The 20,127-nt window shown below is 74.0% G+C and carries 16 protein-coding genes; 5 read left to right on the top strand and 11 right to left on the bottom strand.

Annotated elements, in window-relative coordinates; all coding sequences use genetic code 11:
- The first annotated feature begins 49 nt into the window (after positions 1-49).
- The 3 genes from ACZ5CW_RS18250 (at position 50) to ACZ5CW_RS18240 (ending at position 6,101) form a co-directional block, all read left to right on the top strand.
- Positions 50-1,084 carry an AAA family ATPase gene (locus ACZ5CW_RS18250; protein ID WP_468602393.1) on the top strand — a complete coding sequence of 345 codons (1,035 nt, stop codon included), beginning with the start codon at positions 50-52 and terminating at the stop codon, positions 1,082-1,084.
- The gene (locus tag ACZ5CW_RS18245; RefSeq protein WP_468602391.1) at positions 1,074-4,901 is read left to right on the top strand and encodes an SAV_2336 N-terminal domain-related protein; all 3,828 of its coding nucleotides are present in this window, start codon (positions 1,074-1,076) and stop codon (positions 4,899-4,901) included. The genes ACZ5CW_RS18250 and ACZ5CW_RS18245 overlap by 11 nt, the downstream gene beginning before the upstream one ends.
- 162 nt (positions 4,902-5,063) lie before the next feature.
- Positions 5,064-6,101, top strand: coding sequence for a rod shape-determining protein (locus ACZ5CW_RS18240; protein WP_468602389.1), 1,038 nt, complete (start codon positions 5,064-5,066; stop codon positions 6,099-6,101).
- Positions 6,102-6,256: 155 nt separating this feature from the next.
- Here ACZ5CW_RS18240 and ACZ5CW_RS18235 read toward each other — a convergent pair whose 3' ends face one another.
- Positions 6,257-7,198 carry an anti-sigma factor RsbA family regulatory protein gene (locus ACZ5CW_RS18235; protein WP_468602387.1) on the bottom strand — a complete coding sequence of 314 codons (942 nt, stop codon included), beginning with the start codon at positions 7,196-7,198 and terminating at the stop codon, positions 6,257-6,259.
- On the bottom strand, positions 7,195-7,560 hold the full coding sequence (locus ACZ5CW_RS18230; RefSeq protein ID WP_468602385.1) for an STAS domain-containing protein: 366 nt from the start codon (positions 7,558-7,560) through the stop codon (positions 7,195-7,197). The genes ACZ5CW_RS18235 and ACZ5CW_RS18230 overlap by 4 nt, the downstream gene beginning before the upstream one ends.
- 188 nt (positions 7,561-7,748) lie before the next feature.
- Between ACZ5CW_RS18230 and ACZ5CW_RS18225 the strand changes: the two genes are divergently transcribed.
- Positions 7,749-8,084 (top strand): ANTAR domain-containing protein, encoded by a 336-nt coding sequence (locus ACZ5CW_RS18225; protein ID WP_468602383.1) that lies wholly within the window; start codon positions 7,749-7,751, stop codon positions 8,082-8,084.
- A gap of 206 nt (positions 8,085-8,290) precedes the next feature.
- On the opposite strand, the gene ACZ5CW_RS18220 is transcribed toward ACZ5CW_RS18225, so the two are convergent.
- From ACZ5CW_RS18220 to ACZ5CW_RS18180, 9 genes are all read right to left on the bottom strand, one after another.
- A complete protein-coding gene (locus ACZ5CW_RS18220) occupies positions 8,291-9,517 on the bottom strand; it encodes a cytochrome P450 family protein (RefSeq protein WP_468602381.1) in 1,227 nt (408 codons plus the stop codon).
- Between the two features lie 12 nt (positions 9,518-9,529).
- The gene (locus ACZ5CW_RS18215; protein WP_468602379.1) at positions 9,530-10,747 is read right to left on the bottom strand and encodes a cytochrome P450; all 1,218 of its coding nucleotides are present in this window, start codon (positions 10,745-10,747) and stop codon (positions 9,530-9,532) included.
- A complete protein-coding gene (locus ACZ5CW_RS18210) occupies positions 10,744-11,370 on the bottom strand; it encodes a GTP-binding protein (protein WP_468602377.1) in 627 nt (208 codons plus the stop codon). Before ACZ5CW_RS18210 ends, ACZ5CW_RS18215 begins: the two co-directional genes overlap by 4 nt.
- Positions 11,348-11,701, bottom strand: coding sequence for a DUF742 domain-containing protein (locus ACZ5CW_RS18205; RefSeq protein ID WP_468602375.1), 354 nt, complete (start codon positions 11,699-11,701; stop codon positions 11,348-11,350). Before ACZ5CW_RS18205 ends, ACZ5CW_RS18210 begins: the two co-directional genes overlap by 23 nt.
- Positions 11,698-12,120, bottom strand: coding sequence for a roadblock/LC7 domain-containing protein (locus ACZ5CW_RS18200; protein ID WP_468602373.1), 423 nt, complete (start codon positions 12,118-12,120; stop codon positions 11,698-11,700). Before ACZ5CW_RS18200 ends, ACZ5CW_RS18205 begins: the two co-directional genes overlap by 4 nt.
- A gap of 2 nt (positions 12,121-12,122) precedes the next feature.
- A complete protein-coding gene (locus tag ACZ5CW_RS18195; protein WP_468602370.1) occupies positions 12,123-13,520 on the bottom strand; it encodes an ATP-binding protein in 1,398 nt (465 codons plus the stop codon).
- Positions 13,521-14,093: 573 nt separating this feature from the next.
- Positions 14,094-15,920 carry an HEXXH motif domain-containing protein gene (locus ACZ5CW_RS18190; protein ID WP_468602368.1) on the bottom strand — a complete coding sequence of 609 codons (1,827 nt, stop codon included), beginning with the start codon at positions 15,918-15,920 and terminating at the stop codon, positions 14,094-14,096.
- Between the two features lie 297 nt (positions 15,921-16,217).
- Positions 16,218-17,318 carry an effector-associated domain 2-containing protein gene (locus ACZ5CW_RS18185; protein WP_468602366.1) on the bottom strand — a complete coding sequence of 367 codons (1,101 nt, stop codon included), beginning with the start codon at positions 17,316-17,318 and terminating at the stop codon, positions 16,218-16,220.
- On the bottom strand, positions 17,315-18,373 hold the full coding sequence (locus ACZ5CW_RS18180) for an RBBP9/YdeN family alpha/beta hydrolase (RefSeq protein WP_468602364.1): 1,059 nt from the start codon (positions 18,371-18,373) through the stop codon (positions 17,315-17,317). Before ACZ5CW_RS18180 ends, ACZ5CW_RS18185 begins: the two co-directional genes overlap by 4 nt.
- 293 nt (positions 18,374-18,666) lie before the next feature.
- Between ACZ5CW_RS18180 and ACZ5CW_RS18175 the strand changes: the two genes are divergently transcribed.
- A complete protein-coding gene (locus tag ACZ5CW_RS18175) occupies positions 18,667-19,998 on the top strand; it encodes a cation:proton antiporter (RefSeq protein ID WP_468602362.1) in 1,332 nt (443 codons plus the stop codon).
- The last annotated feature ends 129 nt before the right edge of the window (positions 19,999-20,127 follow it).

Here is a 20,127-nt window from a genome sequence, read left to right as displayed (position 1 = left end):
CGCCCGACCGACCGCACGACCGACCGCCCCCCACGGAGAAGAAGAGCCCATGCCCCTGTGGCCCGTCTACACCGGTACGAACGAGCCGCACGACGGCATCGCGAAGCTGCCCCCGCCGCCGCCCTGGCGGGCCTTCGACGGCGGGCCGGTGCTCGAGGCACCGGACGCGGCCGCCGACGTCGCCGCCGTCTCTCCCGACCGCATGCACCGCGCCGAGACCTACCAGGCCACGGAGCAGACGGTCGAGCTGGTCAACGCGGCCCTGTACCTGCGCCGTCCGCTGCTGGTCACCGGTCCACCGGGCACCGGCAAGTCCTCCCTCGCGTACGCGGTCGCCCGCGAGCTGCGGCTCGGCCCGGTCCTGCGCTGGAACATCACCAGCCGCAGCGCGCTCCACGACGGCCTCTACCAGTACGACCCGCTCTCGCGGCTGTACGCGGCCCGGCAGGAGGCCGCCCGGCCGGGGAGGGCGGAGGGGACCGCCGGCGGGGCGGGCATCGAGCACCATCTGCGCCTGGGCCCGCTCGGCACCGCCCTCCTGCCGTACGCCCGTCCCCGTGCGCTGCTGATCGACGAGATCGACAAGAGCGATCTCGACCTGCCCAACGATCTGCTGAACGTGCTGGAGGAGGGCCAGTACGAGATCCCCGAGCTGGTGCGCGCCTCCCGGCTCACGCCGGACGGCATCGCCGAGGTGCTGGTCGACGGCACCGACGAGCGGGTCCCGGTGGCCCGCGGCCGGGTCCGCTGCCGGGCCTTCCCGTTCGTGGTCCTCACCAGCAACGGCGAGCGCGAGTTCCCGCCCGCGTTCCTGCGCCGCTGTGTCACGCTCCATCTGCGGCAGCCGGACGACCGGCACCTCGCCGAGATCGTCCGCGCCCACCTGGGAGAACCCGACCCGTACGCGCAGACCCTGATCGAGCGCTTCCTGTCCCGGGCGGGCGCCGGTGACCTGGCCACCGACCAGCTCCTCAACGCGATCTACCTGGCCCGCTCCGCCGACCTGGACACCGCGTCCCTCGACCGGCTGGCCGAACAGCTCATGCCGTACCTGGGGCAGAGCGCGCAGTCCGATGTCTTCTGAGGCCCCCCGCTCCGGGGATCCCCTGGTCCGCCTGGCGGACGTCCTGGCCCAGGCGGCCCACGGGGTGCGCCCGACCCCGCTGGAGCTGGCCGAACTGCTCTGGCTGGCACGGCAGATGAGCCCCGGCGACGACGCCGGCGACACCACCGGGCACGCCGTCCCGGAGCGGGAACCACCGGCCCCGCCCGCGCAACCGCCGCCGCCCCGGCCGGCCCCGGCGGAGGACCGGGAGCCGGAGCCCGCCCCTGCCCGCGAACCCCGGGCCACCGAGCCGCCCTCCCGCGTCCCGCTGCATCTGCCCTCCCCCCGCCCCGCCCCGGCGGCCGCGGACCGGCCCCACACCACCCTCCTGGCCCCCGCGCCCCCGATGCTGCGCCACCCGCTCGCGCTGCAACGCTCGCTGCGTCCGCTGGGGCGCCGTGTCGACGCGCCCGTGGGCCACGAGCTGGACGAGCGGGCGACCGCCGACCGCATCGCCCGCCTGGGTGCCGACCCCCAGTGGTGGCTGCCGGTGATGCGTCCCGCGCGGGAACGCTGGCTGCGCCTGAACCTGGTGTACGACGCCGGCCCCACCATGCCGGTCTGGCGCCCGCTGATCCACGAACTGCACACGGCCCTGGCCCAGTCGGGCGCCTTCCGCACGGTCGCCCTGTACCGTGCCGCGGCCGACGGCACGGTGCGCGGCTCCGGCGCCTACGCCCCCGGCGACGGGCGTACCGTCACCCTCCTGGTCAGCGACTGCATGGGCCCGCAGTGGCGGGAGGGCCCCGCCGGCACCCGCTGGTACGCCACCCTGCACCGCTGGGCCCGCCGGATGCCCCTGGCCGTCGTACAGCCGCTCCCGGAACACCTGTGGCGGGACACGGCCCTGCCCGCCACCCCGGGCCGGCTGTCGGCCCCGTACCCCGCGGCACCCACGGCGACGCTCGAGTTCACCCCGTACGAGCAGCCGGAGCAGCACGAGCGGCACGAGTCCGTCCTGGCCGGCGGTACCGTGCCCCTGCCCGTGCTGGAGCCGGAGCCGCGCTGGCTGGCGCACTGGGCCGCACTGCTCACGACGCCCGGAGGCGCCGCGTTCCCGGCCGCGGCCGCCGGGTTGGGCCGGCCGCTGCCGGCGGACGCCGAGGACCGCACGGACGTCGGCCGGCTGTCCGCCGAGGAGCTGGTCCTGCGGTTCCGCGCGACCGCCTCCCCCGAGGCGTTCCGGCTGGCCGGGCATCTGGCGGTGGGGCGCCCGGACCTGCCGGTCATGCGGCTGGTCCAGGCCGCCGTGGAACCCGATCCGCGCCCCCGGCACCTGGCCGAGGTCATCCTCAGCGGCATGCTCACCACCGTCCCGGGCGGCCCTCCCGGCTCCTACGCCTTCCGGGACGGCGTACGGGAGCTGCTGCTGCTCGGCCTGCCCCGCACCGCCCGCAACCGCACCACCGAACTGCTCGATCACATCGGCGAGTTCATCGACCGCCGAGCGGGACGGGCACCGGGCGAGTTCCGGGCGTCGGTCCCTTCCGCGCGGGGCACCGGAACGGCCGCGGAGGACGATCCGTTCGCCACGGTCAGCGAGGACAGCGCGCGACGGCTCTCGGCGAGCGGCGCCGACCGGCTCAGCCGCCCGCCCCGGCACCGCGAGCGCACCCTCGGCTTCTCCCTCCTCGGTCCGCTGCGCGTCACCCGGGACGGCGCGCCGCTCACCGTCACCGACGCCGCCGAGCAGGCCCTGCTGTGCATGCTGCTGCTCCGCGAGGGCGAGTCCGCCACCCGCGAGGAGCTGGCCGCCGGGGTCTGGGGCTCCCCCGGGCGCCCCGGCTCACCCGACCAGCTGGACGGGCACCTCGCCCACCTGCGCAGCCTTCTCGGGCCGGAGGTCCTGACCGCCGAGGACGGCCACGCCCTGCGCCTCGGCCAGGCCTGCGACCCCGACGACGTCGACGTCTTCCGCTTCCGCCGGCTGGCCGGCGAGGCCGAGCGGGCCCGCGCCGCCGGGGATCCGGCACGCGCACGGGAACGGGCGGCGCAGGCACTGGAGTTGTGGCGGGGCGAGCCCCTGGACGGTGTTCCGGGACCGGCCGCTCGTGACTCCCGGGCCGCGCTCGGCGCCCTCCGCCGCACGCTCGGCGCGTATCTCGCCGACGCCGCAATCCCCGTCGACCGCCCCGAGATCCGCTTCACGGCCGACGAACTCACCGGCCGTCCCGAAGCCCGCATCACCCTCGAGGCCGCCGTGCACGAGATCCTTGCGCGCGGCGCTCTCACCCCCCGCCAGTACGCGGTGGAGGTCCGCCCGGACGGCTATCTCGTGCGCACCGAGCCCGGCGTCTACCTGCTGCCCGTCCTGGTCGCCGTGCTGCGCGAACTCCCCCACGCCCTGCACCGGCTGACCGATCCGCCCCGTCTGCGGGTGACGTTCGGGCAGCCACCCGCCCGGCCGCCGGAGGCGGCCGCGGACGTCCTGGTCGTGGTGCCACCGGAGTTGTACGACGACTTCACCGCCAGTTCCGCCGCCCAGGGCTCCCGGCGTTTCCGGCCGCTCTACCGCGACGACGGCCCCGACGTCCCGCCGGTCGCCTGGTACTGCGCCCTCGTACCGGCGTCCCCCGAGACGGCGGAACCCGATCTGGTCCAGGGCCCCTTCATCACCCACGACCTGCGCGAGCTGGGCATCCCCACGCCGGGCCGCACGGCCGTCGTCCACACGCGGCCCGACGGCCCGCTGACGGTGCTCGACCCGATCCGGCCGTACGGCACGCGTCCGCCCCGCCCGGAGACGTACTACTCGGTCGACCTCACCCCGCACCAGGCCCGTCACACGGTGACCCTGCCGAGTTCCGGCTCGGGCGCGTTCACCGCCGCGGTGGAGCTGTCCTGGCACGTCGACGATCCGGTCGCCTTCGTCCGCGGTGAGACCACCGGCATCGCCAGGCTGCTGCTGGAGCAGCTGCGCGGCGCGGCCGCCCGCGTCACCCGCCGGCATCCGCCGCGCCGGGCGGCCGCGGCCGAGCGGCAGGTGAACGCGGCGGTACGCACCTGGCCGGTGCCGGGGCTGTCGGTGTCGTACACCGTGCGGCTGGCCCCGGAGGGCAGGCCCCTGCCGGTGCCGGAGCGGCAGGCCCCGTCGGGCCGCCGGCTGGCGGCCCTGCTCGGCGACGCGGAGACCGTGCTGATCGGCTTCGACGGTCCTCTCGCCCGGCTGTTCTCGGCGCAGACGGCACGGGAGGCCGCTCTCGACCTGCTGTCCCTGGTGGCCGAGCACCGTCCTGTGGAGGACGCGCTGACGGGCCGTGCGCTGCCCGTCTCCGGCGCCGCCGGCCGGGAGGCGTTCACGCATCCGCTGGACCTGCTGCGCGCCTTCGACCACGATCGGCTCGGCCCCGTGCTGGGGGCGCGCCTCGACGACCTCGAACTGCGTGCCGTTCCCGACGCGCCCACCACGCACCGCTCCCTCGCGCTGGTGCGCGCCCTGCACGCGTCCGGCCGGCCGGTCAGCGTGGTGACCGACGTGTGCGCCGAGGCCGTGCACCGCTACCTGGACCCCTACCGGCTGCCCCTCGCGGGCATCCACGGCCGCCGCGGCGACCTCACCCTGCTGATGCCCCACCCCGACCGCCCGCTGCGCGCCTTGAGCGCCGTCGGAGCACCGGCCCACGCCGGCGTCCTGATCAGTTCCTCGGTCGCCGAACTCACCGCCGCCCAGCAGCTCGGCCTCCGCTTCGTCGGTTACGCCCCGACCGCCGCCGGGCGCCGGCGCCTGCGCGAGGAGGGCAGCGAGGTCACCGTCTCGTCCCTGGAGCCCCTGCTGGAGGCCGCCCGCTCCCTCTGACGCGGACGACACACCGGAAGAGATCGGAAATACCCCCGTTCAGCGGCGCCCCGCCCGGCCCCCTCCAGAAGGCGACCGTCCCCGCGCGGCCCGCAGGATGCAGGGACAAGGCCCGTCGACCGGCCGGGCGCCCCAGGCCCCGCGCACTCGGGAGGTTCCGCCGTGACCGTCAGTCTGGAGCAGTTGCGCCGCTGCCACTTCGCCGTCGACCTGGGTGCGGCGCGTACCCGGGTGTATGTGAAGGGTGCCGGTCTCGTCGTGGACCAGCCCTCGGTCGCGGCCGTGAACACCCGTACCGGCGCGCTCATCGCGGTGGGCGAGCTGGCGGCGGAGATGACGGGGAAGACACCGGGCTACATCAGGGTCGTGCGGCCCGTCTCCGGTGGCACGGTGGTCGACATCGAGATGGCCCAGCGCATGCTGCGGCATCTGCTCGGCGACAAGGTGCGCCGTGCCCTGCGCCGCAAGCCCCGGCTGCGTGCGGCGGCCTGCACCCCGCACGACGCCGATCCGCTGGCCCGGCGGGCGACGATCGAGACGCTGGTCGGGCTGGGGGCGCGCCGGGTCGAGCTGGTGGACACGCTGATCGCGGCCGCGGTGGGCTGCGGGCTGCCCGTCGAGCGCCCCGAGGCCACCATGATCATGGTGTGCGGGGCGGCGGCCACCCAGGTGGCGGTGCTCTCGCTCGGGTCCATCGTCACCGCCGCGCGGATGCCGGTGGGCGGGGAGGCCGTGGACCACGCGATCGTGCAGCACCTGCGGCACGAGCACGAGCTGATGCTGCCCATCCAGGCGGTACGGCCGCTGCAGCTGGCGCTCTCCGGCAACGGGCTCACCCCGCACGGACCGCTCTCGACGGAGATCCACGGGCTGGACGTGTCCACGGGGCTCGCCCGCAGCGTGCGGATCGACACCGCCGCCGTGCGCAATGCCATCCAGACCCCGCTGACGGGGGTCCTGGACGGGATCGGCAGGGTGCTGCGCGACTGCCCGCCCGATCTGGTGGCCGACCTCGCCGACCGCGGGCTCGTGATGGTCGGCGGTTCCGCGCTGCTGCCCGGGTTCGACCAGATGCTGCGGCAGGCCACCGGGATGCCGGTGCACATCGCCGAACGGCCCGGCATCTGCGCGGCCCAGGGCCTGGGCGCCATGCTGGAGGGCCGGATCGAACCGCTGACGCTGAACCCGCTGGCCGCCTGAGCCGCACCGCGAACCGGTGCAGGCCGCCGAAGCAGGCGAAGCGGAACCCCGCGGCGGCGAGGGCATCCGGGACGAGCGGCTAACGCCGGCGCCGGCCCGCGCCACACGTCATCTCACCGCGCCCGCCCGCCGCGGGGTTCACGCCGGGGGCCGGGTCACGGTGTCAGGTAGCAGCGGATCGTCGTTCCGGTCGGTCCGGTGTGTATGCGGACCAGGTCCGACACCAGGTTGACCAGCAGCAGGCCGCGGCCGCCGCGCTGGTCGCGGGAGGCGGGCCGGCGGCCGGCCAGCGGATCGGTGAGGCGGCCCTTGTCGCGGACCTCGCACAGGACGTGTCCGTTCTCCGGCCACACCGTGAGCACGCCCGTGCCACCGCCGTGGAGGACGCTGTTGGTGGTCAGCTCGGCGGTGATCAGCGCCAGGTTCTCCAGGGCCAGACCGGCCAGACCCAGCCGGGCGCCGTGGTCGGTCGCCACGTGCCGCACGACGGAGAGCGCGTCCTCGCCGAAGGTGACCGAGAGGACGTCCGGCAGGGCGTCGGGGGCGGGCGGCAGCGGTTCGTTGTAGCGGGCGACCACGCCCTCGGGGTCGTAGGCCCCGCTGAGCCGTTCCCCCGCGCCGGCCGCGACGACGACCGGGTGGGTGGCGTGGGCGTCGGCGAGCACCCGCTCGTCCAGCCGGGCGGTGTCGTACGGGCACAGGATGCTGACCTCGCGGCCCTGGAACGCGGCGTTGATCAGTGCCTCGTGCTGGGCGCAGGCCGGGTACTCGGCCGGACTGCGGCCCGCCCAGACCGGCTCGCCGATGATCCGCACCCGTCGGCCGGGCGGTCGGCTGTCGGCGAAGGCCCGCAGCACGCCGGGGATGATCCGGCCGGGGTTGCGGCCCGCCTCCCGCATGTCCAGGAACCGTACCGTGTCGCCGTCGGCGCCCAGCTCGTCCTGGAGGAGCCGCAGGTTCTCGCCGGGAACGGCGACCGCGACGGGTTCGCCCGCCGCGAGACCCTCCCGCACGAAGGGGACGGTGCCGGCCAGGTACTCCTGCGGGTCCGCGTAGAAGAGCGCCGGGTGGACGAAGGGTTCGGCCGTTGTGGTCATGGCGTCGACACCTCGATCGCCGGGAGGCCGGGCCACAGAAGCTCCAGTACGCGCGGCAGCCCGGGCGGCGGGCGGTCCAGCACCAGGCGCCGCTGCCCGCCGAGGCGCCGGGCGGCGTGCGCGAGCGCGCCGGCGCCCGCGACGTCGACGAAGGTCAGCGCGGAAAGTTCCAAGTAGTACACGTCCTCGCCCTCGCGAACGGCCCGCTCCAGCGCACGCTCCCAGATGCCGTGGGTGGGCAGGCTCACCTCGCCCGCGGCCCGGATCCCGGTCCGCCCGGTCAGCGGGTGCACGTCGAGCCGCGGCACGGCGGGCAACGGCACGGCAGCCCGTCGGGGCCGCACCGGCTCGGGTCCGCTCACGCCTACTCCCAGCTGCACAGGATCACGGGTGCCCAGTATGCGCCCCGGCTCTCCCGCCCGGCGCACGATCCGGGCCGAGCGGGGCGCAGCCCGGAACACAAGGGGCAGGCGGCGGGTGCGGGAACCCGAGGACCGGACAGGACGAAAGAGATGATCTCAGCGGCACGCGCACCGCACAGGTGTCCTTCATGGACACGGCAGGTCTGGCGTTCCTGGACCTGCTGAGCGCGTACGGCGGCCGGCACGGCGTACCGGTCTCGGCCACCGGCTGGCGGGGGCAGCCTCGCCGCGTCCTGGAACTGCTGGGGATGGACCCCGTGGACCCGCTCGGCGCCGCACTGCCCACCGGTTCAGCCGCCCACGCGTGCACGTCGGACCAGGCGTGGGACATCCTGCGGGAGGCCTCCCAGCGGACCCACACCAAGCTGCGGCAGGTGTCGGCGGCGGTCAGTACGGCAGGATGCGCCCCGAGGGGGTCCTGCGGTCGATCTCCTGCCCGCGCGGGGCGGCTGGGCGCCGGCTGACACGCACCCGGATCCGACGGTCCATGACGCCCTCCCTCTGCCGTTACGGCCCGGCGGTGGACGCCGGTAGGGGGTGCGTGCCCAGGACGCGGCCCGTTCAAGCACGAACGAGGTCAAGTAGTCGTTCGAACGGGGAGGTTGACGGGGAGACGGCGACGGCCGCCGTCTCCCCGGCCGGTACGGTCCCGGCGCGGTGCCCGCCTGCGCTACGCGAGGGTCAGGCGGACGGGGAGTTCCTGGTGGCCGTTGCTGATCAGGGAGGCCACCGGCCGCAGTTCCCCGGCCGGAACCGCGAGGGACAGGTCGGGGAAACGGCCGAAGAGCTGCCGGAGGGCCTCGGCGACCTCCAGCCGGGCCAAGGGGGCGCCGAGGCAGAAGTGCACACCGTGGCCGAAGGCCAGGTGTTCCTTGAGGGTGCGGGTGACGTCGAAGGTGTCGGCGCTGTCGCCGTGCCAGTCCGGGTGGCGGTTGGCGGCGGCGTACGAGGCGAGGATGGCCTCGCCCCGGGCGATGGTCTGTCCGCCGGGCAGCTCGATGTCGGTGACCGCGTAGCGCAGCGGCAGGTGCTTGACGGCGGGTTCGTGCCGCAGCGTCTCCTCCACGACGTCGTCCCAGCCGGCCTTGCCGGTGCGGACCAGGTCGAGCTGGTCGGGGGAGGTCAGCAGGGCGACGATGGCCTGGTCGATGACGTTGACCGTGGTCTCGTACCCGGCGCTGATCATCAGCAGGAGCGTGTCGCGGAGTTCCTCGCCGGTGAAGCCGGTGCCGTCCGACTCCTCGTCACGGGCCGCGATGAGCAGGGACGTCATGTCGTCGCCCGGCGCGGCGGTCTTCGTGGCGATCAGCTCGTCGAGGACGCCGTAGAGGCGGAGGGTGTTGGCCTGGGACTGCTCCGGGGTGAGCGTGGTGTCGAAGACGCCGTCCACGAGCTGCCGGAAGCCGGCCCGCCGGTCCTGCGGTACGCCCATCAGGTGGCCGATCACGGTGATGGGCAGCGGGTAGGCCAGGTGCTCGCGCAGGTCCACGACCTGCCCGGCGGGCCGCGCGGCGAGGGCGTCGATCAGTTCGGTGACCATGGCCTCGACGGCCGTGCGCAGTTCGGCGATGCGCCGGGCGCTGAACGCGGGGGCGACCATCCGCCGCAGCCTGCGGTGGTCGGCGCCGTAGGCGGTGAACATGTTCTTCACCGCGATCCACAGGGCGAGCGGCCACGTCGTGGCCGTCTGCGCGAAGTCCGGCCAGTGCGCGCGTGCGTCCTTGGACACGGAGGGACTGGTCAGCAGTTGCTTGAGCAGGGCGGGGTCGGTGACGGCCCAGGCCTGGACGCCGAGGACGTCCACGCGCGCGGCCGGGCCCCGGTCGCGCAGGGTCCGGTGCTCCAGGTGCGCGGCGGCACCGGTCGGGTCGAGGACGAGCGGGGGGTGCTGGGACATGGCCGGACTCCTTCAGACGACAGCGGGGAAGCGGACGGGCAGGGCTTCCAGGGCGCGGGAGAACGGGCCGGGCCGCCACACCAGTTCGGTCTCGGGGCAGGCCAGGTCGATCTCGGGAAGCGCGTCCAGGAGGCAGGTGATGGCGGTCTCGGCGATCAGGTAGGCGTGGGTCCTGGCCGGGCAGGCGTGCGGTCCGATGCTCCAGGACAGATGGGCGCGGTTGCCGGTGAGTTCGGCGGCGGTGACGCCGGCGGTGACGGCCGGATCGTTGTTGCAGCCGGTCATGGAGATGACGACGGGCTGGTGTGCGGGGAGCAGCACGCCCTCGATGTCGATCGGGTACGGCGGGTAGGTGATGCAGTAGTTGGCCAGCGGCGGGTCGGTGTAGAGCACGGTGTCGAGGGCGTCCCGGACGGGCTGGCCGGCGTGCAGGCCCGCGGAGAACTGCTCGTCAGTGAGGATCCTGAGGACGGTGTTGCTGATCAGGTTCGTCAACGGCTCGATGCCCGCGCCGTACAGCGTGACGAGCTGGTGCAGCATCTCGATGTCGTCCAGGCGGGCGGAGTGGGCGATCAGCCGTGAGGTGATGTCGTCCCCGGGCTGCTGCCGCCGCAGGGCGACGAGTTCGGCGACGGCCAGGCCGAGGATCTCGTTGCCCTCGGCGGCGGTCTCGGCCTCCGCCTCGAAGATCTTGGCCATGCCGTCGGCGATGCGCCGGCCGATCTCGTCCGGGCAGCCCAGCAGCGCGCTCAGGACACGGAAGGCGATGGGCCACGAGTACTGGATGAGCAGGTCGGCGTGGCCCAGGGTGCGGAAGTCGCCGATGGCCGCGGAGGCGACCTTCTCCACCAGGGCGCGCAGCTCGTGCTGGTCGACCCCCTGCAGGCTCGCGGTGTTGGCCGCCCGGTAGCGGGTGTGTTCGGCGCCGGCCGAGCGCAGCGCGTTGGGACGCCATTCCATCATCGGCCGGACCGGGCAGGTCTCGGGTATCGCCTCCTGCCAGATCCGCGGGTCGGCGGGGAAGTGCAGCGGGTCGTTGAGGATGCGCCGGGCCTGCTGGAAGCCGATGACCAGGGTCGCGGGGACGCCGGGGGCGAGGTCCACGGGGACCAGCGGTCCGAAGAGGCGGCGCATGCGCTCGTACGCCGCGTGGGGATCGTCGGCGAACTCGGCGTCGTAGAGCGCGATGCGCGTCGGGGGGCTCGCGGTGCCGGGGCCGGGGGTGGTCATGAACGGGGCTCCACAAGAGAGGCGGGGGCGTGACGGGAGGTCAGGAACTCGATGAGGGTGATGAGCGCGTACACGCAGGAGCGGCGGTCACGCGCGTCGCATTCGGTCAGCGGTGTGTCGGGATCCAGCGCGAGCGCCTGCCGGATCTCGTGCAGGGGGTAACTGGGCGCCTCGGGAAAGACGTTGATGACGACGGCGTACGGTGTCTGCTGTTCCTCGAGCAGGCCCAGCACCTCGTGGCAGCCGTCGAGGTCCCGGGTGTCGACCAGGACCAGGGCGCCCAGCGCGCCTTCGGTGAGTCCTTCCCACAGGGGACGGAACCGGGTCTGGCCCGGAGTGCCGAACAGGTAGAGCACCAGGCGGTCGCCGAGCAGATGGATGCGGCCGAAGTCCATGGCGACCGTCGTGGTCGTCTTGTGCGGTGTGCCGCGCAGATCGTCCACACCGACGCTCGCCTCGGTGATCGGCTCCTCCATGCGCAGCGGTGCCACTTCGGAGACGCTGCCGACGAAGGTGGTCTTGCCGACCCCGAACGCCCCGGCGACGACGATCTTCGCCGACCGGGCGACGGCGGGGGCCAGGTAGTGGGGGGCGGGCTGGTCAGACCAGTTCGCGGAGTCCACGCAGCACCTCCTGTAGCAGGTCGAGTCCGGGGCGGCCCTCCTGGACGGGGGCCGGGCTGGCCAGATGGCCGCTGTCCATCAGCGCGGAGACGATGATCCGCACGGTGGAGGGCGGCAGTTCCAGTGCGGCGGCGATGTCCGCCACGGCCAGACCGCCGCGCCCGCCGGCGAACAGCCGCATCACCCTGCGGGCGTCCGGCCCCAGCACCTCGGTGGGGCCGGACGCGGCGATGAGCACGGTCTCCAGGCGGACGTCCCGGCTGGGCCGGTTGCGTCCGCCGGTGCGCACGTAGGGCCTGATCAGGTCCGGGTCGTGCCGCGGACCCGTCACGTCGCGGTCCCGCCGTCCGCGGTGGGGCGCCGGTCGCCGACTTCCAGCTCGTGGCCGAGCCGGGTCGCCAGCCGCACCATGTGGTGGGTGATCAGGCCGACATCGGCCTCGGGGCCGGTGGTGACCACCGAGAGCATGGAGTTCCTCGCCGCCGCGGTCGTCAGCCCGATGCGGCCCTGGGACTCGATCAGCAGCTGGCACATTCCCTTGCCGCCGACGTGCTCGTCCCACGCCTTGCCGGCGGCGCGCAGTGACGCGGTCACGGCGGCGAGTTTCTCCGCGTCCTCCTGGCCGATCGTCTCCGTGCGGGCCTGCAGGAGGCCGTCGCTGCTCATCAGCACCGCGTACTCGACGCCCTCGACGGTGCCGAGTTCCTGGTCGAGCAGCCACCCCAGGCTGTTGCTGTGCGTGTCGCGCATGGTCAGTGTCCTTCGGTAAGTCCGTTGTTTTCCTGGGTCTGGCGTCCCTGACGGGTGCCCGCCGCCCAGGCGGCGGCGACGCTCGGCCGGCCCGGCACGAGCGGTGCCTCGGGCGGTGGCGGGGGCGTACTGCGGGCCCGGGCCGGGCGTTGCCGGACGGTCAGGCCGCTCGCGGTGGTCGCCGCCGGCTCCGGGACGGCGGCTTCCCGGGGAGCCGGCAGGGCGGCGGGCTCGGGCGCGGTGACGGGGGCGGGCGCGGTGACGCGGGCGGGCACGGTGGCGGTGGCAGAGGCGGGGGCGGGCGTACCGGCGGCGGGGAAGACCAGGAGGTTCTTCGGCAGCACCAGTACGGCGCGGGTGCCCTGGTAGATGTTCGGCGCGGTCAGCTCGACCCGGAAGCCGTAGTTCTCGGCGAGGAGCGAGGCGACGCGCAGGCCCGTCTGCGGGTGGGCGCCGAGCTGGGTGATCTCGTCGCGCTGCTTGCCGGACATGATGTCGCTGGCCCACAGCAGCCGCTCGTCGTCCATCCGCAGACCGGCGTCGTCGACGGTCAGGAAGCAGGCGTGGTGGCCTTCCTCCACGGAGACGTGGACCCGCGCGGCCGGCGGGGAGTACCGCAGGGCGTTGTCCAGCAGCAGTGCCAGGGTGTGGACGACGGCCTCGACCGCCCGGCTCTGCACCGCGACGGTGTCCAGCTCGTGGTGCTCCACCCGCTGGTAGCCCTCGATACGGCCCATCGCCGCGCGGATCACATCGGTCAGGGAGGTCCGGGGCCAGCGCCGGGAGAGCCGGTCGCCGGCCAGCACCGCGTAGCCCTGCGCGGTGAGCAGCATCTGCTGCGCGATGTGGTCGATGTGCACCAGGGTGGCGTACGCCTCGTCGTCCTGGTGGGAGCGCACGCCCTGGCTGATCTCCCGGCTCAGCCGGGACGCCCGCGCCACCACGCTGGAGGCGAAGCTGCGCACGGCCGCCCGGGTGGCCTCCTGCGACTCCCGGCGTGCCTTCGCGATCTCCTGGTCGGCCGCGGACCGGATTCCGGCGACGTGCTCCTCGGCCGCGGCCTGCGTGGTCTCCCGCACCCGCGTCACGGTGGCGGTCACCTGACCGGTGAGGTCGCGGAGCCGGTCGGCGAGGGCCGTGCGGGTCAGCGGCGGGGGCAGGGCGAGGGCGCCGCCACGACGCTCGCCGGGCAGGGCGGCGGTGCCCAGCGCGGGCACGTCGGCGGCCAGTTGCCCGAGGGCGTACTCCGCGGCACGCAGTTGCTGGGTGAGCTGCTCCGCCCGGCCCTGGAACTCGTCGGCCCTGCTTCGCTCGCGTCGGTACGAGCGGTGGAAGTGCCAGGTGGTCCCGGCGGCCGCCGCGGCGACCGCGGTACTGACGGCCAGTATCAGATCGGTCATCAAGTCCTCTCCAAGGTGTCCGGCTCGCGAACCGGTCGGCGCTGGACATCACGACCGGACGAGGTGGTGCCACCGGCTGCCGCGACGACATCGTTCTGGATGCGGGCATGACAGGCAAAAAGCCGGAAACCTCGCGCACCCGCCGCCTCACGGGTGGACCTGGGGGGTGACGCGGCGAGGCTCTGACCGGCGGTGACAAAGGGGGAGGTGGACACAGCGGGTGTGCCGGCCGCGACCCCGGTGGACACCACGGCGCGGGTACGTCCGAGGTGAGCGGGCCTGCCGGCTAAGGCAGGGAGGGCGGCGGGCACAGTGTCCTCCGGGTACGCGGTCCTGCGTCACGTCCGCGACGCCCGGTGGCCGTTTCCGGTCTCGCCCGAGCTTAACGGCAAACCAGCAGTGTGTTCGACGCTCTGGGCCCGGAACCTGTGAAAGATCGATGACGGACCGTACCGACGGGGCCCGGCCCGGACCGTTCCAGGGTCTGTGCCCCGAACTGGCATGGTATGGAGGGTAGTTGCCGAAACGGCCCTCGCGGTCGACGGCCCCGCCCGGGTGTCGCGGAGGGCCCCGTCAGCCCCGGCGGCTGCGCCTGGCCGTGCCCGCGGCGAGCCAGCGGGCGACGTGCCGCGGGTCGGCGGCCATGCCCGTGCCACGCAGTTCGCGGTGGACCGCACGGGGCAGCTCGGGGCGCCGCAGCAGCGGGCCGGCGGCGGGGTCGCGGGTGGCGAGGGCGAGGACGAGGCCCGTCCATGACTCGGGCGCTTCCGGGTCGTCGGCCAGGAGGCGGGCGTAGGCGTCCGGGGCGGCGGGGTCCCCGGTGACGAGGGCGCGGTCGGCGGCGGACGGCTCGGGCCGGGCGCCGTCGAGCGGTCCGGCCAGACGCTGCCGGATCAGGCCGGTGCGGGCGTGGGACCAGGAAGCGGCGAGGTCCGGGACGACGGAGGAGTCGGCGATGCGGTAGTCGGCCGCGGTACCGGCGGCAAAGGCCCTGGCCAAGGCACGGACGTCGTCCGGAGCGGGGCTCAGATGCCGGATCCGCCAGCCGGTGCGGTGGTCGGTGGCGGCGAATTCGGCGAGGGCGGCGATGTCCGGTCGTACCCGGCCGTCCGCCCACAGGGAGGTCAGCCGCGTGGACATGCCCCGCAGAAAGCGGCGCCCGTGCGCGGTCAGCCCGGGGTCGGCACCGAAGACGCGGAGGGCGTCCTGGGTCTGCCGCCTGCGTAAGGCGAACTCGAACTCGGCGAGCGGCCGTTCGGCCCGCGGCGCCTCGTCCAGGTACCGGCTCCAGAAGTCGGTGATGCCGAGGAACGCGTACACGCCCTGGAGGAGTCCGCTGAGCGGACGGGGGTCGTCCCGCCAGGGGGCGTAGTGCCGTTCGGCCCCGCTGTCCCGTTCCAGCGTCAGCAGATGGAGCAGTGCGCCCAGTTTGGTGTGCTGGAACTCATGGACCAGGGTGACCGCCAGGGTGACCGGATCCGGCGGCAGGGAAGTGAGCACACCGCCGAAGGCGTCGCCGGAGGAGGCACTGAGGACCACCCCGCTCGGCGCCCGTTCCACGGCCGTGACCGTGCGCAGTCCCTCGGCGACGGCTGCGGCCATGCCCGGGTCGATCTCCGTCAGCAGGCTCATCGCACGGCCGAACCGCTCCTGCCAGCGCGCGAGTTCCTCCTCGCCGAGGCGCTGCGGGGGCAGTGGTTCGCTCAGGTCCCGATAGGGGTCGATGTCGTCGAGCCGGACGGCCACCGGCCGCCCCGCCACGTCCGCCCGCAGGGTGCGGACCGCCTGCCACCCCGGCGCGTCGCGGTCGGACGCCCCGGGCGGTTCCGGCGGACCCACGCAGGCACCGTACGGATCGACCCTGAGCCGGCCCGCCTCCACCACGACGTCCGCGGTCCCCCAGTGCGGGCGGCCCCGTAAGCGGGCCAGCCCGAGGGTGGGGAACATCGCCGTGCCGTCCCGCAACGGCACGACGGTGCGCAACGGCAGCCCCGCCCGCAGCGCGGCGACGCAGCACACCGCGTACAGATGGCCGAGGTCGGTCCACAGCGGCCCCTCGCCCCAGGCCGTGTGGGTCAGCCGCCGCAGGCTGTGCCCCAGCCAGATGCCGATCGGCGGATGCAGCAGCAGCTCCCGGAAGTCCTCCGGGGCGTGCTTCTGGGCCGCCGTCAGCGTCTCCCACGCGCTGTCCACGGGGGGCAGCGGGCCCAGGGCGCCGGGGGTCGCGGCGATGGCGTCGAGCAGGGCGCGCAGCAGCAGAAGCCGCCTGCTGTACTCGGTCGTCCGCAGGAAACGGATCGTCTCGGGGCCGCCCCGGCCCGTGGCCAGGTCGTGGAAGTACGCCGAGGGGATGAGGTGGTGCGCGGCACGAGCGGGGCCGGAACGTCCGTCGGTCTGCACAGGTCTCCTCCCCGGGGAACCGTCAGTCGGCCCGTCCCGGTTGCGGGGTCCCTTCGCCACCGGAGAAGTTGACTCGCGGCCGCTCGACCTGCCGCAGCAGCCTGCTCAGTGAGCGCGCGTAGACATCCGGGTTCTGCCACCGAAGGGCGGAGAGTGGGATGTCGCTGAGATCGACCAGTTCGGACCCCATGAATTCCGCGGACGTTTGCATGCGACATCCCCCTGAGAGCGCCCTACATCCCGATGACTTCATGATGACGCATGCCGGAAGAGTTCGGGAAGACCGTGATCAGCCGGTCAGGCGCCCGGTTCCGGAAGCAGCCAGCGGGCCGCCCAGTCCTTCAGCTCGCGCTGCTCCAGCGAGCCCGGTTCGATCATGGCGACCGCCTCGACCAGGGCGGCCAGCCCGCCAGGATGACGGCGGCAGGTGCGGACGATGCTGATGATGTCGGGCCGCGGCGCCCCCAGCCGGGGGATGGCGCCGGACAGGTCGGGCGGCAGCATGCCGAGCACGAGCTGGCGCTGGTCCCGGTCCGTCATGCCGGGCCATCCCGCCAGCAGGTCGACGAGTTCGCTCAGGGCCGTGTCCGGCACCGGTTCCTCCCGGCGCCGGGCAGCGGGGAAGGTCAGGTGGCGTACGTCGCTGGTCCAGGACCGGTACCAGAGCGAGGTGGGTCGCTGGGCCCCCTCGGTGAACTCTCCGATCACTCTCTCCGCGACCGCGCTCATCTCCGGTGGCCAGCCCGTACCGTCCGCCGCGGCCAGGGCGGCGAGCGTGGCCCGGGAGAACGCCCCGGTCCGCCGCACGGGGTCGTTGGCCGCCCGCTGTCCCGGGCCGGAGGCCAGCAGGACGAACTGTTCCCGGCCCGGCAGCCGGTCGCCGCCCGGGGGGAGTTCGCGGGGCAGCGAGCGGGCGAAACCGAGGTCCTCGACGAAGGTCTGGCAGGAGTCCACGAGCCAGATCTGGCGCCGGAAACCGGGCAGCAGATCGGTGGTGAAGACGTGGAGCCAGGCGTCCAGGTCCAGGTTCCGCTTGTCGTCTTCGGCGGCGTCGGCGTAGAAGAGCCTGCGGTGGCCCTGCGGGTCGGTGACGCCGTGGCCGCCCCAGAACACCCAGAGCAGATCCCCCTCCAGCGGGGGCAGCCGGCGCGTCAGCACCTCCTGCACCGCCTCCCGGCCGGCGGCCCCCGCGGGGACGTCGACATCCGGTCCGCCGGCTTCGGCCGACTGGCCGAGCAGCAGGAAGATGTTGGCCGCGGGCACTCCGCGTCCGCGCAGCCAGGCGGTGAAGCGGCGGGCGTCGGCGGCGGGACCCGGCAGGTCCCAGGAGGGGCCGGCGGCATAGCGTTCGACGCCGACCACGACGGCGTACGTACGGTCCGGGCGGGCGGCGCTCACGGCAGCTCCGCGGCGAGGAGGCGGTACAGCTCCGGGTTGCTCCAGTAGGCGCTGTGGGAGAGCGGGAAGGGCTGCCTGCCGTCCACGGCGATGTCGTGGACCCGGCCGGGGAAGACCCCGGCGCCGACGTAGCTGAGCAGGTCCCGCCGGTCGTACACGTTCAGCCAGCGCGGTACGTGCGCGGGCAGTGGGCTGCCGTGTTCCAGGCTGGGCAGTGCGCCCAGCTCGTACAGGAACGGCGCCTGCGACCCGACGGTGACCAGCAGCTCGACCTCCGGCAGCGGCCGCAGCACCAGCAGGTCGAGCGAGGCGATGCCGCCGAGGCTGTGCGCGAGCAGGACGACCGGCGGTTCGGCCGTGCGTACCGCCTGCGCCACGGCCTCGCGGATCGCGGCGCCCCGGGCCAGGTAGAGCAGCACGTCGCCGGCGGCCGGGTGGGCCGCGTCGGTGAGTGCCGAACGCCGTTTGACCGCCTGGGCGGAGGCCAGTCCGAGTGCCAGCCGGCCGGCCAGCCGCTTGACCCGGCGGGTCACCGGGCCGCGGTGCGTTCCGGGTGCCTCCGCACCGGCGGGAGCCCGGGGCAGCAGCGTGACGATCCTCGCGACCGCCTCGTCGCGTGCGGTGCCGTCGAAGGCCGGAGCCGGTCCCTGCCGCCCCGCCCGCCGGCGCACCGATTCGGCCACGAACGCCCGTGCCAGCGCGTCCGCGTCGTCGCCCGCGGCCGGAGCGCGCAGGAAGCGACGGCAGTCGGGGGCGGTGAGCACGGCGGCCACGGCGGCGGGGAAGTCCTCCGCGATGCCCGCGGCTTCCAGCAGCCCGCGCAGCGGGGCGTCCTCGGTGAGGGACAGGGCCGCCGCGGAGAGAGCCTCGCCGGGCGGCCGCGCGCCCGGCGCCAGTTCGGCCCGGCCGGAGGATTCCGGGGTGAGCAGCCGCAGTTCGAGCAGCGGGTCGAGATAGAGAAGTCCCCAGAACTCGACGTCCGTGTCGAGGTCGTCGTCGCCCGCGTCGGGGGCGCCCGCTTCCGGTATGCCACGCCGGGTCGCGTACCCCGGCACGGAGATACCGTTCGAATGAAGCACCGATCCTGCGTTTCCACCCCAATAGCAGGAATTTATGCGGATTTCAGGCCGCAGCGGCCGGAAGCCTTCCTGTATGCGTTCCAGAGTTTCGCTCAAACCCGGCTCGCGCACTCCGGTGCCGTGTACGAATAAGACCGTCGTCACCGCTGCCCCCCGCCCATGACGGCATATACCAAGTGCACTCAACAATAGGCCGTTCACGCGCGGCGCGGCTACACTCCGTACTGACTGTGCCACAGCAGGCGGCACATGCCGGAAGGGGGCTGCCGGTGAGCACCGACTCCATGGTCACCCACGTCGCCGCCGCTCTCGCGGTGGTGATCGCGGCTTCCTACGCGCTGGGCGCGGCGGCACGCAGACTGGGTCAGCCTCCTGTCATCGGGCAGTTATTCGCCGGCATCGCACTCGGTCCCAGCCTGCTGGGCCTGACACCGGGCCGGGTTTACGAAACCCTCTTCCCGCAGGAGATCCAGCCCATTCTGACCGCCCTGTCACAAGTGGCGCTGGTGTTCTTCCTCTTCGCGGTCGGTTATGAACTCGACCTGCGTCTGCTGCGCGGTCAGGGAGCGGTGACCGCCGTCTCCCTGGGCGGGTTCGCGATTCCCATGCTGATGGGCGCCGCGGTCGTGCTGCTCTTCCCCGGAAGCTTCTCTTCCGCCAACGGCGGGCATCCGGTCAATGCCACATTCATCCTCTATATGGCGGTCGCCCTGTCCATCACGGCGGTGCCCGTGCTGGCCAGCATCATCCGGGACCAGGGGCTGGCCGGCAGCAGGCCGGGCACGATCGCCATGGCCTCCGCCGGTGTCATCGACGCGCTGAGCTGGCCGGTGCTGGCCGTGGCCCTGGTAGGGGGTGCGCAGCAGGGCTCGGCGCAGACCTGGACCGTCAGGGTGGCCCTGCTGGGCGTGTACATGCCGGTGATGATCTTCGTCGTACGGCCGCTGCTGGTGTGGTGGACGCACAGGCCCGGCGCCCTGATGGCCAATCATGTCCCCATCGCCGTCGCCGTGGCGCTCGGCTCGGCCGCTGTCACCAGCGCGCTGGGGCTGCACGTGATCTTCGGCGCGCTGCTGGCCGGGATCATCATGCCCCGCCAGCGCGACGGTGTGCCGGACAACCAGTTGCTGCGCCCGCTCCAGGAGACCGGCGGCCTGCTGCTGCCGGTGTTCTTCACGATCTCCGGGATGGCGGTCAAGCTCGGCGGGCTGCACAGGTCCGACCTGCTGCTCCTGGTGGTGATATGCGCCGCGGCGATCGTGGGCAAGGTGGCCGCCGGCTCGCTGTCGGCCCGTGTCGCCCGCATGCCCTGGCGTGACTCGCTGGTGATCGGCGTCCTGCTCAACACCCGCGGACTGACCGAACTCATCGTCCTCAACGTCGGGTTGCAGGCCGGGGTGATCGGCTCCCGGCTCTACGCGCTGCTGGTCGTGATGGCACTGCTCACCACGGCGGCCACCGGGCCGCTGCTCGGCGTGCTGCGCGCCCGGCCCGAACCCACCGGCCCCCGCTCCGCCGGCGAGAAGGATCCAAAGACCCGGCCCGGACCGGATCCGGGCCAGTCCCCCGCCGCCGACGCCGAACCGGCACCGCAGCCCTAGGGCAGCCGTCCTGGGGGGGGGGGGGGGGGGGGGGGGGGGGGGGGGGGGGGGGGGGGGGGGGGGGGGGGGGGGGGGGGGAGGGGGGGGGGGAGAGGGGGGGGGGGGGGGCTACGGTCGCACGGTATATCC

The sequence above is a fragment of the Streptomyces sp. NPDC031379 genome (assembly GCF_055569615.1).
This window is presented reverse-complemented; position numbering and strand designations above follow the sequence as displayed.

Coding starts and splice junctions, on each gene's coding strand:
- ACZ5CW_RS18250 (WP_468602393.1), top strand. CDS start 50: ATGCCCCTGTGGCCCGTCTACACCGGTACGAACGAGCCGCACGACGGC.
- ACZ5CW_RS18245 (WP_468602391.1), top strand. CDS start 1,074: ATGTCTTCTGAGGCCCCCCGCTCCGGGGATCCCCTGGTCCGCCTGGCG.
- ACZ5CW_RS18235 (WP_468602387.1), bottom strand. CDS start 7,198: ATGACCACAACGGCCGAACCCTTCGTCCACCCGGCGCTCTTCTACGCG.
- ACZ5CW_RS18225 (WP_468602383.1), top strand. CDS start 7,749: ATGGACACGGCAGGTCTGGCGTTCCTGGACCTGCTGAGCGCGTACGGC.
- ACZ5CW_RS18220 (WP_468602381.1), bottom strand. CDS start 9,517: ATGTCCCAGCACCCCCCGCTCGTCCTCGACCCGACCGGTGCCGCCGCG.
- ACZ5CW_RS18215 (WP_468602379.1), bottom strand. CDS start 10,747: ATGACCACCCCCGGCCCCGGCACCGCGAGCCCCCCGACGCGCATCGCG.
- ACZ5CW_RS18200 (WP_468602373.1), bottom strand. CDS start 12,120: ATGCGCGACACGCACAGCAACAGCCTGGGGTGGCTGCTCGACCAGGAA.
- ACZ5CW_RS18195 (WP_468602370.1), bottom strand. CDS start 13,520: ATGACCGATCTGATACTGGCCGTCAGTACCGCGGTCGCCGCGGCGGCC.